Source organism: uncultured Vagococcus sp. (genome assembly GCF_963518325.1).
Lineage (GTDB): Bacteria > Bacillota > Bacilli > Lactobacillales > Vagococcaceae > Vagococcus_D.
On the sequence record NZ_CAUQJB010000030.1, the window covers coordinates 44,618 to 57,443 of the forward strand.

Genomic DNA, 12,826 nt, shown 5'->3' on the forward strand with positions numbered 1-12,826 from the left:
TAAGGAAGGAAGAATAGGATGAAAACATTAGTTAATTTTAGAGATGCAGGTGGTTATCAGACCGCTGATGGGCGCAAAGTTAAAAGAGGGAAAATTTATCGCAGTGGTGAAATTGTTGATTTATCGACTGAGGATAAAGAGAAATTTGTCAATCAATACGGCATTAAGACAATCTTTGATTTACGTGGTGCCAGTGAATTGGCTGAGCGCCCCGATGATGTTTTTACTGGTACAAACTACATTAATTTAGATATTATGAAAGATTTAGATGGGCAATCCTCAAGTTTAGAAGATTTAACAGCTGAACCTACATCTGCTGATGATCATATGAAATTTATCTATCGGGGAATGGTTTTATCTAAATCAGGTCAAAGCGGTTATCGTCAATTTTTAGAGCAAGTAGCAAGTGGCGATGATCCGTTTATCTTCCATTGCTTTGCTGGTAAAGACCGCACAGGAGTGGCAGCCGCTTTGGTATTGGATTTATTAGAAGTCTCGAAAGCTGATATTTATGATGATTATTTAAAAACCAATCAGATGCGTCAAGCAGCCAATGATTTGATGATTGCTGGCCTGCGTGAAAAAGGGATGAATGAGGAACAATTAAAAGAAGTGGAAACCATGATGTACGTTAAAAAAGAGTATTTGGATGTTGCTTATGAGACGATGGATGTGGAATTTGGTGGCTTACGAGGTTTTGTGAAGGATGGTCTAGGACTATCTGATAATCTTGTGAAAGATTTAAAAACATTATATACTGTATAATAAATAGGAGACTATTCTTTGGTAAACAAGGGATAGTTTTTGTTTAATCTGCTGGACTAGTTAATTCTGACAGCCTAAACTACAACAAAATTTTATGAATAGAAGTGTTCAATTTTATGGAAGAAATAGTGATATTACATACAAACGACCTTCACTCCCATTTAGAAAACTGGCCACGAATACGGCGATATCTGATGGAAGAAAGATGTCAATTAGAGGCGGAAGGAAAGACCGTTATCACGTTGGACTTAGGTGACTTTTCAGATCGAGTACACCCTTTGACAGAAGCAACTGATGGTCATGCCAATACAGTATTAATGAATCAAGTTCATTATAATCTGGCAACGATCGGTAATAATGAAGGGATTGGCAACAGTCGTGAACAACTAAATCGTCTTTATGACGAAGCTAATTTTAAAGTGGTATTGGCTAATGTCCGAGAACAAAGTAGTGGTCAGTTGCCCAAGTGGGCCCGCCCTTTTGATATTGTGACCACTCAAAAAGGCACAAAAATTGGTTTTATCGCATTAACAGCGCCGTTTCCCTTAACGTATAATCCAAATGGGTGGGACGTGTTTGAAACGGATGAAGTCTTACCGGGATTAATTAAAGAAGTCGAGGCTTGTTCTGATTTAATCGTGTTGATGTCTCATCTTGGGATTGAAGAGGAAACTCGAATTGCCCAGGTATATCCTGAAGTTTCAGTAATATTAGGATCTCATACACATCATCTATTTGTGGACGGCATGTTAGTTGATAATACCTTGTTGGCGGCAGCGGGTAAATTTGGCCGCTATGTGGGGAAAGTAACACTAGAATTAAAAGACCGTCAATTAGTAGATAAAAAAGCCAGTGTTCAAGTTGTGAAAGAACTGCCAGAACTAGCAGGTGATGAGCAAGAAATTGCTGGTTATTTATCTGAAGGCCATCGTTTGTTGCAACAACAGGTAGTAGGTTACCTACCGACAGCGTTAAGTGCTGATCCCAACGAGGCAGATGCCTTGATTGATGTGGCATTAAAAGCAATCGCTCATTATGCAGGAGTTGAGACAGCTATTTTGAATTCAGGATTGTTTTTAGAGACGTTAAAGGCAGGTAAAGTGACAAAAGATGAGCTTCATCAGTGCTTACCTCATCCCATGCATCTTGTTAAAGTGACACTAACAGGGACAGATTTAAAGAGTTTAGTAAAGGATCTAAGACGTGAAAGGTTGGGCTTACGCGATTTTCCAATCGTTGGCATGGGTTTTCGTGGAAAAAAATTTGGAGAATTGAAAAGTAGCGGCATGACCTGGGAAGATGCCAGACAACCGATATTCTGGCAAGGCCTGCCATTAAAAGAGCAGCAATTGTACACATTTGTGACAGTGGATCATTTATTGTTTATTCCTTTTTTCCCGACTATACGCGACAAAGGCCAGATTGACATGCTTTTTCCAGATTTTTTACGACACGTTGTGGGAGACTATTTAGAAGAATACTATCCTTGTCCTTAAAAAAAGGCTATAATAATCTTAAATGAATAATAGGCGGTGACAATAAGATGGAAACAACGAACGAAGAACAGGTAGTTGAGAAAACGATAACAGATGAAATCGAATCGCTCCTAACGGATATTGCTAATGATGCACCTGTTGAAAAAGAGAAAAAACAACGGATTAATCTGATTGAAGACGACATCGTGATGATTGATCAGCGTCAATACCGCTTAGTTGAAAACTATCGTGAAGCCTTTGACATCGAAAAAATGAACGAACGCTACAGTGATGTCCTAAATCGTTACGATTATATTGTAGGAGATATTGGGTTTGAACAGTTGCGTTTGAAAGGTTTTTTCTCAGAAACACAAAAAAGAATGCCTGTGGAGCAGCGAATCAGTTCATTGCAGGATTATTTATATGAATATTGTAACTTTGGTTGTGCTTATTTTGTATTAGAGCGTGAAGGGGCTGGGACGCGGAAAGAAAAACCGCAGAATCGCAATAAACGTAATAACCGCAAAAACAATCAAAAATCAAATCAGCCAGCACATGTTCAAGAGAAACAAGGCAAAGCTGGAGAGAAACCAACGCCCCGCAACAAGAAGGCACCAGTTATAAAGAATCGTCAGGATAAAGAGTCTAGCCAAACTAAGAAGAAGGTAGAGACTAAGCCTGCTCAAAAGAAATCACAAGATAATAAACGTGGTTTTACCATTCGCCAAAAAGGTGAGTAGTGATAGCAGTAAAAAATCCACTAAGGGGATACTCTGTATCAGCTGGTGGATTTTCTGCTTTAAAGTAAAATGGCACAGTAACAGATTAGGCGTATCTCACAAGATACAGATAAGGAGTTTTTGATGAGCTATCAAGGGTATTTAATTGATTTGGACGGTACTATTTATTTAGGCAAAGAAACCATTCCAGCTGGAAAACGATTTGTTGAACGATTACAGGAAGAGGAAATCCCTTATTTGTTCGTGACAAATAATACGACGAAGCGACCAGAATCTGTTCGTCGAAATTTAGCGGATAATTTTGATATTCAGGTTCCTTTGGAAACGATTTATACTGCCACCTTGGCAACTATTGATTATATGGCGACTCAGGGATTGGGAAAAAAAGTCTATGTGATTGGCGAAGCGGGACTCGTGGAGATGATACTTGAGGCTGGTTACGAGTTGGACGAAAGTGAGCCAGATTATGTAGTGGTAGGTTTGGATAGCGATGTGACCTACGAGAAGCTAACGGTGGCCACCTTGGCAATTCAAAAGGGCGCCCATTTTATTGGGACCAATCCCGATAAGAATATTCCAACTGAGCGTGGGTTAGTTCCAGGAGCAGGTTCATTGTTGGCTTTAATTGAAACAGCTACTCGAGTGGCGCCAGTTATTATTGGCAAGCCTCAGGCAATCATTATGGAGAAGTCATTGGAACGGTTAGGTTTGAGTGCCGATCAAGTCTTGATGGTCGGGGATAATTACGAAACCGATATTCAAGCAGGATTGCAAAATGGAATCGACACGCTATTGGTTTTATCAGGTTTTACTCAAAAAGAAGATGTTCCGACACTAGCGAAAGCCCCAACCTTTATTGTGAATAGTTTGGATGATTGGAGTGTTTAAATGGCAAAGCAAAAGTGGCTTCATCAATTAGGCTTATTTAGTTTATTTTTAACCATTGTGACAGTTGTTATCACTGTCACAATTAATGCTTATCCTCTATACATTTGGGACGTTGGCCATTTGGAAATTTTAGATTGGGTGGATGTTTCCAAAGAAACGTTGTTGTTAAATTATCGAGAGTTAATGAAGTATTTAAACAATCCTTTTATAACCAAGTTAATATTGCCTGATTTTCCGGTTTCTGATTCGGGGGCTTTTCATTTTTATGAAGTAAAAAAATTATTTATGTTGAATTACGGTGTATTGTTAGTGACAATTGTCCCAACGATTGTTTACGTTAAACGATTAATTAAGCAGAGACGCTTGTGGCAATTAGTAAGACCATTTCAAGTAGCAGCAGTTATTCCATTGATCTTTGGTTTTTTGATGGCGATTGGATTCAATACCTTTTTCACTGCATTTCACGAGGTATTTTTTAATAATGACGATTGGTTGTTCGATCCAGTGACTGATCCGATTATTAATGCTCTACCAGAAACTTATTTTATGCATTGCTTTATATTGGCTTTTGTTTTACTGGAAGTAATCCTCTTAATCGGAATTTATCTTGGCAAAAGAGAAATGAGAGATAATATTGAAGCGTACAAAAAAGATGTTAGCGAAAGCTGACATCTTTTTTGTTCAGAAGGCCGTACTAATCTATGCTCGATTTCGATTTTTAGTTAAGTGAGATTTTTCTTGAAAAGAGATAATGAGTTAGAGTAAGCAACATTGCAATCCCGATGGACAAACAAAGAATGGCATTAGGAACAGTCATATCCGGATTTTGCAAGTAACGGGCCAGTGAAAGGTTGCTGTAGTAACTGTCATTTATTTTAGTAATGGTAGCAGATTGAGTTGTTGCTGTAAGTGTCAATTTTTGTGGTACTTGCCAATCAACATGAGCAAAGACGCTCCCGACATTAAGGTAACTAAATGGATTCAAATGGGCTCGGGTCATTAAGAAAGGGAGACGTTGGGAGCTAAAAATACCACCAATTGTCATCAGCCAGAGTGTTCCCAGTAAGGTGATGCTGCTCTTTTTTAAGAGGATACTGAGCAAGAAATGAAGTGCCAAGATGAAACCAATGACGAAAATCCAGATGATAAAAATAGTTCTCATGTATTGCCACAAAGGAATTAAACTAACATCTCCTCTATCTGACACGATGATGGGGTAATTAAATTGGCCAACGCCACTGATACTACTACCCAGTAAGAACGCAACTAAGATTAAAAAAAGTGAAAAAACAACAGCTTGAAACCAAGTTAAAGCATATAAACTAAGTAAATAACGTTTTCGACTAATGGGTTGTGTCAGCGTCAATTGGACACTGCTATTTTCAATTGCTTTTGTTAAGCTGTCACCAAATAGAATCAGAATAGCAACGAGGCCGATACTGCTGGCTAAAAGCATCAGGATAGTAGTGCTGAAATGAGAGCCGGTGGTGCCGTATCGTTCACTGATCGGTTTCATATTGTGATCGATTAAAAAATGATTGCGGCTTTTTTTATAATAAGTATAGCCTGGCGAGGTATCTTTTTTCAGTGGCCCATTTTGGATTATGGCTGGCATGATTTTAACATAGTTTTCCAGCTGTCTGTTCTCTTCAGATAAAACCTTTTGCCAATCTACTAGGCTAAGGTTTTCTAGATCCTTAGTCGTCAAATTAGCAGATGCTCCATAAGTATTGACTAGGGCTTGCAACTCTGCTTGTTCTTTTGGTAGGCAGTAGCAGAAAAAAAGAAGTAAACTAAGTAGGACTAATCCAATCAAAAAGCGTATTTTACTTGTGCTCCAAATTTTACGATACTCAAAATTAATTAAATTCATTAGCAGACCTCCGAATAATTTGTCTGAGCATCGCCAGTCCCAGAATCAACCATAAAAAGATAACAGTGTAAGGAATAGTAAGAGACTCATGGGTGATCAAGATGCTTTTAACATCGAGGTACTGAAAAGGGAGCAAGTGCCCAATTTTAGCTAAATCAGGCACTTGATTAAAAATAACAGATGGAACAAGTAAAGAAACAAGTGAAAAGCCCAGTACTTCAAACGAATCGTGACGCCATAGAGATAAGATAAATAAATAAATCAGGATAAAAAGAGAAAATAAAGACTGAAGCATTATGCCATTGAGTAAATAACGCCCGAGAGTGCAAAAGGCAGCTTGGCCATTTTTAATAGATTCAATTGGATATAGAAGGCTTCCGGGTCCGTATTTGATTGTGCCGATGAGGAACATTATAATCGTCAAGAGGAAAAAGAGTCCTGTGATAATGATAAAGTTACTGATGACTTTGCTGCGAAAGATGGCTGTTTTTGAAAATGGCTGAACAAAAAGAAATTTGATAGAGCGTGATTCCTTTTCCATAGTGTAGGCATCGTAACAAAGTAATAGTAATAAAGAAATACCGAGAAAACTAAACCAGTAATCAGCGATGTATTTGACATAGTACCAGCCGCCTCGTCCAGCTTCAATCGTTGTTGGTTTGATAGTATGTTGTTTTAAGTATTCATGTTCTTGCCTATTTATAAGGAGTTCTTCTAGTGTTAAATTAGCTAAGCGTCCGCCGGCCTTTATAAAATAGATGGCTTGCTGGTCAAAACGAATCTGTAAAGAGAGTTCTTGTTGCCAATTAGAGGCTAAACGTTGTTGATCCATCTCTTTAATGGTTTGCTTCATTTCGGTTAGTTGATCAATTAGTTGTTGATTTTCTGGAGTAACGGAGCCGTCTTCCTCATTATAGTCGGTATACCTTTGATGATGGACTAAGTTATAAAGAGTGTCGTTTTGCCTGAATTGATCAATGGCTAGGCTCGTTTGTTGTTTTTCTAGTTGAAGTAACACAACTATTAAAGAGAGGGGGATCATGGTTAAAAGAGCCCAAGTTTTTTTATTGCGCATTAGCTTCACTAATTCAAATTTAAAGAGGGACATGAGAGCCTCCTTTATGAAAGAGTTCAAAATAGGCGTTCTCCAAAACACCTTCGGCTAGGCTGACATCAAGCAGTTTTACATTTGCTTGTAGGCAAGTCGCTTTTAGAGAAGCCAGTTCCGCTTGAGTTAAGCGAATAGATAGTTTATGTTCTGATATACGTTTGCACGGTATCGAGTGACTGATGGCGTAATGTTCTAGGAATTCCATCTTTTCTAAAACCAGTAAATAGTTACTGGCTTTCACGAGTACGTCCTGACTGTTTAGTAAGCCTTCTTCAACTAGAAAATAGATAGTATCCGCTAGTCTTTCAATTTCGACTAAATTATGTGAGGAGAGAATGACTGTAGTACCTGATTCTTTCAATTCCGTGAGTATCTGCCTAACGAGAATGACACTGTCCGGATCTAAGCCGTTGAGAGGTTCGTCTAAAAGAAGGAGCTTTGGTTGGTTAACCAAGGCGATTGCTAAAAGTAAGTGTTGTTTCATTCCAAGTGAATACTGACTGATTCGTTTTTTTAAGTAGTGGCGAATCCCAATTTTATCGATAAGGGCGTTGAGCTTTTCTTTTGAGAGCCGGTGTTCATTGGCTACAAAAACTAAATGATCATAACCTGTCAGGTGACCGTATAAAACAGTGTTGTCCTGTAAGTAAGACATCTCATGAAAAATCATATGGTCACTATTGTCTTTTCCAAGAACGGTCACAAAGCCTTCGTCTGCTTTTTCAATATTAGCAATCACGTTTAATAAGGTCGTTTTACCAGTTCCGTTAGGGGCTACTAAGGCAATAATCTGGGCTTCGGTTACTTGGAAATCAATGTCAAACAAAATCGTTTGACTGCCGTAGTGCTTTGTGATGGATTCCAAGGTTAAAATAGGGGGTGTTGTCATGAGGTTTCTCCTTATCATATGGTTATTAGTACAAGCGTATCATATTTCATCAGTATAATAAATATATCATTAGTGAACAGAATAAGATTATTTCCCCCTCATTAACTTGGCTAAGTATGAGGGGAGAACTCTTAATCGGCTTGAGCGTGAGCGATTCGGCTAGCGGCAGCCGCTGCAATCGCTCCGACGATATCATCTAAAAAGGTGTGAACATTTTCGTCATCATGAGAATTCAATTTAGCAAGAATCCCTGGTTTTACTTTATCAATATAGCCATAGTTTGTAAAACCAATCGAGCCATAAACATTGACGATAGATAAGGCCATAATTTCATCGATTCCGTAAAGACCTTCATCTTCTGTTAAAATTTCTTGAAGGGGGCTAAGCAGTTCATTCTTCTCAGCCGAAATATCTAACTGGATGCCGGTAATAATCGTATTTTGCACTTCGCGTTTTAATAAAACAGCTTCGACATTTTCGGCGCACATTGTCAGGGTTAAATTTGGCACGTAATCTTTCTGAAGATAATAAACTAATTCGGCGATGTCCTCAATTGTCACACCGCGTTGTAGTAATAAGTCTCTGGCTGCTTTTTCTAGGATATGTTTATCTATTTTCATTTCATTTCCTCCATTTTGCTTGGGTTTTAAGTTCCTCTTTATAGTACCTTGCTTCCTTTATAAAAAGCAAGTCGAGAGACTAAAAAGAGCCTAGTTATAAACTAGACTCTGAGGTTCTTTTATTGACCTTCGAACAAACTGGTACTGTGGGTCGGTTGAGCTCTGATATCGGGGCGAATATAATGAAGGGCATTGTTGACTGCCGTGGGTGCTTCACCAAACCCGGTAGCTATTAATTTAACTTTTCCTGCATAAGTACAGATATCGCCAGCTGCATAAACGCCAGGCATTGAAGTTGACATGTCGCTGCCGACTAAAATGGAATGACGAGAAAAGTCCAAGTCCCAATTTTTGATTTCTCCTAAGGAAGAGCTAAACCCATAATTGATGATTAATTCATCGATGGGCATTACTTCTTGAATACTCTCTTTCGGGTTGCTTAGTTTGATCGCTGTTAAACCATGACTCTCTGTGATTAATTCATCAACAACGAAGGGAGTTCTAATTTTAACGGAAGAATCATTTAGTAGCGTAACGCTATGTTCATGAGCTCTAAAATCTGGTCGACGATGGACTAGGGTGACCGTATTAGCAATTGGCTCAAGCATTAAAGACCAATCGATAGCAGAATCACCACCACCGCATATCATTACGTCTTTATCGCGAAATTTTTCAGTATCGGTCACATAGTAATGGAGCGAGTGGCCTTCCAGTTCATCCGCCTTTTCCATTTGCAGTTTTCGTGGTTGGAAAGCACCGTTACCAGCCGTTATGATGACGCTATGTGATAAGTGTTCACCTGCTGTTGTAACGATTTTAATCACCTTGTCATCGACTTTGATTAAATCGAGCACCTCTTCTTCCAAACAGATGGTTTGATCAAAGCGTTCAATTTGTTGAATCAGATTATTGACTAACTCACTAGCTTTTACATCTGGAAATCCAGCGATGTCATAAATTTTCTTTTCTGGGTAAAGCATGGCAAGTTGCCCACCAAGCTGTGGCAAACTTTCAATGACCTTTGTTTTGGCTTGTCGCATGCCGGCATAAAAAGCCGCAAACAGACCAGTTGGGCCTCCACCAATAATGGTAATATCGTAAATTTCATTAGTTGACATCTTGTTATGCACCTCCGTTTCTTCTTTTGTATAGTGTGAGCCATACTGCATCAGTATAGAATAATTATAGCAATAACGACACAAATTTGCATTTTCGATAGAAATAGATAGAAATAAATCTTAATTTTAGGTATCATGGAAAGGAATACAAATTAGGAGGAAGACAATCAATGACTTTTCATCAATTAAACGTGCAAGATGCACCAGGACCAATCGCAACGATTAAAACAAATAAAGGGGACATGACCTTTAAATTATTTCCGGAAGCTGCCCCAAAAACAGTGAAGAACTTTGTTGAATTAGCCAAAAAAGGTTATTACGATGGGATTATTTTTCACCGTGTTATTCCAGATTTCATGATCCAAGGTGGGGACCCATCAGGGACAGGCATGGGTGGCGAAAGTATTTACGGCGAATCGTTTGAAGACGAGTTTTCAAAAGACTTGTTTAACTTGCGAGGTGCTTTATCAATGGCGAATGCTGGACCTAATACAAATGGCAGTCAATTTTTTATCGTTCAAAATCAAAATGTACCGGCTAACATGGTCAAACAATTAGAAGGCGCAGAGTTTCCCGCTGAAGTAGTCGAGGCATACAAAAAAGGTGGAACTCCTTGGTTGGATTTCCGCCACACCGTTTTTGGTCACATTATGGAAGGTATTGAAGTGATGGATGATATCGCAGGGGTTCAACGTGGCCCTCAAGATAAACCTGTCCATGATATTATTATTGAAACTATTGAAATTTCTGAATAGAATGAGTTGAATGTTTTTCCACTTTTCATAAGGAGGTTTTTACAGTGTTATACGGAGCAATTGAAGCAGGTGGCACAAAGTTTGTTTGTGCAATCAGTGATGAAAACTTAGATATTAAGGAACGGGTTAGTATTCCAACAACCGTTCCAGAAGAGACAATGGCGGCAGTCTTTACGTTCTTTGATCAACATGACATAGTGTCGATTGGAGTCGGCTCTTTTGGCCCGATAGATGTTAATAAAAAATCTGAGACTTATGGTTATATTACGAGCACCCCTAAATTAGCTTGGGCTCACTATAATTTTTTAGGAGCATTAACCGAGCGTTACAATGTTCCGATTGCTTGGACAACAGATGTCAATGCGGCGGCTTATGGTGAATTGAAAAAAGGGGCTGCTGTTGGCAAAGACAGTTGTTTGTATATTACAGTAGGTACAGGTATTGGTGGTGGTGTCGTCATTGACGGGAAAATTATCAACGGATACGGACATCCAGAAGTTGGCCATATTTTAGTTAGGAAGCATCCGGAAGATACGTACGAAGGGGCTTGTCCTTATCATGGAGACTGTCTAGAAGGCGTCGCTGCAGGACCATCATTAGAAAAACGTCATGGAATTAAAGGCCATGAGTTGGAAATAGCCCATAAAGCATGGGAGATTGAGGCCTACTATTTAGCACAAGCGATTATGAGCTATACGCTAATTCTTTCACCTGAAATGGTTGTAATGGGCGGCGGCGTGATGAAGCAAACTCAATTATTTCCACTAATGAGAGAGTCATTCCTTAAGCAAATGAATGGGTATGTTGCAACACCTCCGTTAGATGAATACATTGTCCCTTGTGGACTAGGTGATAATGCCGGAATTACAGGATGCTTGTTACTAGCAATTGAAGAAATAAATTAAAGACAAGGGAGTCTTCCAATAGAGGGCTCCCTTTTTTTGTTGAATTGAATGGACAATTAAAAACAAGAGCAGGGAGCTAATGAACTAAAATTAGATAAATTCCTATTGTTTTATTTTTTAGTCTTTTGACGTATAATGATAGTAGTGAAGTGAAAAAACATGACAATGATGATAATTTCAATTTATGAATGAGTTGCTAAAAATCAGACGACTAAGACATTTTAATCGTAAAAATGCTTAAAAAGTCCTAATTGACTAAGTGGAAAGGAGTCTAATTAAATGACCTATACGATTGGTACGGTACTAGAAGGAAAAGTAACAGGCGTTCAACCTTATGGTGCGTTTATTTCGCTAGATGATGATGTTCAAGGATTGATTCATATTTCAGAAGTGAAGCATGGCTTTATCAAAAATATTTCAGACGTGCTCAGTATAGGTGAAGCAGTTCGAGTAAAAGTGATTGATATTGATGAGTATTCACAAAAAATCAGTCTGTCTATGAGAGCTTTGGATTTAAAAGCGCCTTTACCTCAATATAAACGTAAGAAATATTTTACAAATCGAAAAAAGAAAATTGGCTTCGAAAGCTTGGAATTACAGATGCCAGCTTGGATTGATGCTAGCATGAAGGAACTTACAGAAAAATAAAAATGATTTTTTTCTGAAAATGTGCTATTATTTTAATAGTATAATGAAAATTCATTGCAAATTGAGGTGGAAGTTTTGAGTAACCAATTAGTTGCTGGTACTGTCATGTTAAATAGTGCCAATGGTGATAAAAGGTTTTTAGTAAAAAGAAACGAAGAAAATTTTGATTTTGTCACAACCACAATGAATGAAGACTTCACGAGCTTAGCTTGTATTTTAAAAGAGCTAAAATCGGAAGTGATGATGGATGTCAATTCGATAGATCTTGTTGAATTAACTAATGTCAGTGTCAATAACCGTAAAATGCCTCTTTTTGTGTTTGAGATGGAGGAACAGAAGAACGATAGCGTTCTTGGCGACAGCTATGCATGGGAAACACCTAATACATTGCGAAGTGTATTAAACAAGTTCCAAATATCTGGAGTTCCAATTTTTGAATAAGTATGAGACACTAACAGCATGTACGCTGTTGGTGTTTTTTTGATTTAGGTGATTTGACAATAAAGAGTTAGTTAAGCAATAGGGACGTTAAACTTTATTGAATGCAAATAAAAAGAAATTTGGATGTTTCTTCTATAGTAGAAACTATTCTAAACCATTTTTTGTTCCTTAGAGGGTTCTAAGAGGATAATCTAAAAAACAGTTGAAAAGTAAATAGGCGAATAAAGAGTAAGGTGACTAGGAAATTAGACGTCAAAAGCGAACGTTAAATAGCCAGTCTAGATAATCAATCACCTTTGTGAAAAAAAGTGAGAAAAGGGAGAATAAGGCTTGCTTTTTAAAGAAAGTATTGATATATTAATACATGTCGTTGAGACAAGTTAACATTATGAAAGAAGCGTATGAAACTTTCTTGAAAAATCTATTGACATCATAGAGAGCGTTATGTTAATCTAGTTAAGTTGTCGATTGAAGAGTTAAACTACTTCAAACAAACTCATGACTTAAAAAAGTAATGAAAAAAGTTGTTGACACTGACAACTGAAATATGTTATTCTAATTGAGTTGCTGTTGAAGTTCTAAACCACTTCTGCTGAGT

The 12,826-nt window shown here is 38.0% G+C and carries 14 protein-coding genes; 9 read left to right on the forward strand and 5 right to left on the reverse strand.

The features are described from left to right. The first annotated feature begins 18 nt into the window (after positions 1-18). From RWN13_RS18780 to RWN13_RS18800, 5 genes are all read left to right on the forward strand, one after another. Positions 19-765, forward strand: coding sequence for a tyrosine-protein phosphatase (locus RWN13_RS18780; protein ID WP_314066804.1), 747 nt, complete (start codon positions 19-21; stop codon positions 763-765). A gap of 116 nt (positions 766-881) precedes the next feature. Continuing rightward, the gene (locus tag RWN13_RS18785; RefSeq protein WP_314066806.1) at positions 882-2,261 is read left to right on the forward strand and encodes a 5'-nucleotidase C-terminal domain-containing protein; all 1,380 of its coding nucleotides are present in this window, start codon (positions 882-884) and stop codon (positions 2,259-2,261) included. Between the two features lie 47 nt (positions 2,262-2,308). After that, positions 2,309-2,980, forward strand: coding sequence for a YutD family protein (locus tag RWN13_RS18790; RefSeq protein WP_314066808.1), 672 nt, complete (start codon positions 2,309-2,311; stop codon positions 2,978-2,980). A gap of 123 nt (positions 2,981-3,103) precedes the next feature. Continuing rightward, positions 3,104-3,868 carry a TIGR01457 family HAD-type hydrolase gene (locus RWN13_RS18795; RefSeq protein ID WP_314066810.1) on the forward strand — a complete coding sequence of 255 codons (765 nt, stop codon included), beginning with the start codon at positions 3,104-3,106 and terminating at the stop codon, positions 3,866-3,868. Continuing rightward, on the forward strand, positions 3,869-4,537 hold the full coding sequence (locus tag RWN13_RS18800) for a TIGR01906 family membrane protein (RefSeq protein ID WP_314066813.1): 669 nt from the start codon (positions 3,869-3,871) through the stop codon (positions 4,535-4,537). A 49-nt stretch (positions 4,538-4,586) separates the two neighbouring features. Here the strand turns inward: RWN13_RS18800 and RWN13_RS18805 are convergent, their stop codons facing one another. The 5 genes from RWN13_RS18805 to RWN13_RS18825 form a co-directional block, all read right to left on the reverse strand. After that, on the reverse strand, positions 4,587-5,741 hold the full coding sequence (locus tag RWN13_RS18805) for an ABC transporter permease subunit (protein ID WP_314066816.1): 1,155 nt from the start codon (positions 5,739-5,741) through the stop codon (positions 4,587-4,589). Next, the gene (locus RWN13_RS18810; protein ID WP_314066819.1) at positions 5,728-6,849 is read right to left on the reverse strand and encodes an ABC transporter permease subunit; all 1,122 of its coding nucleotides are present in this window, start codon (positions 6,847-6,849) and stop codon (positions 5,728-5,730) included. The genes RWN13_RS18805 and RWN13_RS18810 overlap by 14 nt, the downstream gene beginning before the upstream one ends. Beyond that, positions 6,836-7,741, reverse strand: coding sequence for an ABC transporter ATP-binding protein (locus RWN13_RS18815; RefSeq protein WP_314066821.1), 906 nt, complete (start codon positions 7,739-7,741; stop codon positions 6,836-6,838). The genes RWN13_RS18810 and RWN13_RS18815 overlap by 14 nt, the downstream gene beginning before the upstream one ends. A 131-nt stretch (positions 7,742-7,872) precedes the next feature. Continuing rightward, positions 7,873-8,361 carry a phosphatidylglycerophosphatase A gene (locus RWN13_RS18820; protein WP_314066822.1) on the reverse strand — a complete coding sequence of 163 codons (489 nt, stop codon included), beginning with the start codon at positions 8,359-8,361 and terminating at the stop codon, positions 7,873-7,875. A 119-nt stretch (positions 8,362-8,480) separates the two neighbouring features. Beyond that, on the reverse strand, positions 8,481-9,479 hold the full coding sequence (locus RWN13_RS18825) for an NAD(P)/FAD-dependent oxidoreductase (protein WP_314066825.1): 999 nt from the start codon (positions 9,477-9,479) through the stop codon (positions 8,481-8,483). Between the two features lie 170 nt (positions 9,480-9,649). Between RWN13_RS18825 and RWN13_RS18830 the strand changes: the two genes are divergently transcribed. From RWN13_RS18830 to RWN13_RS18845, 4 genes are all read left to right on the forward strand, one after another. Next, a complete protein-coding gene (locus RWN13_RS18830; protein ID WP_314066829.1) occupies positions 9,650-10,234 on the forward strand; it encodes a peptidylprolyl isomerase in 585 nt (194 codons plus the stop codon). Positions 10,235-10,278: 44 nt separating this feature from the next. Next, on the forward strand, positions 10,279-11,139 hold the full coding sequence (locus RWN13_RS18835) for an ROK family protein (protein ID WP_314066832.1): 861 nt from the start codon (positions 10,279-10,281) through the stop codon (positions 11,137-11,139). A gap of 279 nt (positions 11,140-11,418) precedes the next feature. After that, entirely contained in the window at positions 11,419-11,787 is a 369-nt protein-coding gene (locus RWN13_RS18840) for a CvfD/Ygs/GSP13 family RNA-binding post-transcriptional regulator (protein ID WP_314066835.1), read from the forward strand. Between the two features lie 75 nt (positions 11,788-11,862). Then, the gene (locus RWN13_RS18845) at positions 11,863-12,228 is read left to right on the forward strand and encodes a hypothetical protein (protein ID WP_314066838.1); all 366 of its coding nucleotides are present in this window, start codon (positions 11,863-11,865) and stop codon (positions 12,226-12,228) included. The last annotated feature ends 598 nt before the right edge of the window (positions 12,229-12,826 follow it).

Bases quoted from the DNA above. Each gene is read 5' to 3' on its own strand.
- RWN13_RS18780 (WP_314066804.1), top strand. From the start codon at position 19: ATGAAAACATTAGTTAATTTTAGAGATGCAGGTGGTTATCAGACCGCT.
- RWN13_RS18785 (WP_314066806.1), top strand. From the start codon at position 882: ATGGAAGAAATAGTGATATTACATACAAACGACCTTCACTCCCATTTA.
- RWN13_RS18790 (WP_314066808.1), top strand. From the start codon at position 2,309: ATGGAAACAACGAACGAAGAACAGGTAGTTGAGAAAACGATAACAGAT.
- RWN13_RS18795 (WP_314066810.1), top strand. From the start codon at position 3,104: ATGAGCTATCAAGGGTATTTAATTGATTTGGACGGTACTATTTATTTA.
- RWN13_RS18800 (WP_314066813.1), top strand. From the start codon at position 3,869: ATGGCAAAGCAAAAGTGGCTTCATCAATTAGGCTTATTTAGTTTATTT.
- RWN13_RS18805 (WP_314066816.1), bottom strand. From the start codon at position 5,741: ATGAATTTAATTAATTTTGAGTATCGTAAAATTTGGAGCACAAGTAAA.
- RWN13_RS18810 (WP_314066819.1), bottom strand. From the start codon at position 6,849: ATGTCCCTCTTTAAATTTGAATTAGTGAAGCTAATGCGCAATAAAAAA.
- RWN13_RS18815 (WP_314066821.1), bottom strand. From the start codon at position 7,741: ATGACAACACCCCCTATTTTAACCTTGGAATCCATCACAAAGCACTAC.
- RWN13_RS18820 (WP_314066822.1), bottom strand. From the start codon at position 8,361: ATGAAAATAGATAAACATATCCTAGAAAAAGCAGCCAGAGACTTATTA.
- RWN13_RS18825 (WP_314066825.1), bottom strand. From the start codon at position 9,479: ATGTCAACTAATGAAATTTACGATATTACCATTATTGGTGGAGGCCCA.
- RWN13_RS18830 (WP_314066829.1), top strand. From the start codon at position 9,650: ATGACTTTTCATCAATTAAACGTGCAAGATGCACCAGGACCAATCGCA.
- RWN13_RS18840 (WP_314066835.1), top strand. From the start codon at position 11,419: ATGACCTATACGATTGGTACGGTACTAGAAGGAAAAGTAACAGGCGTT.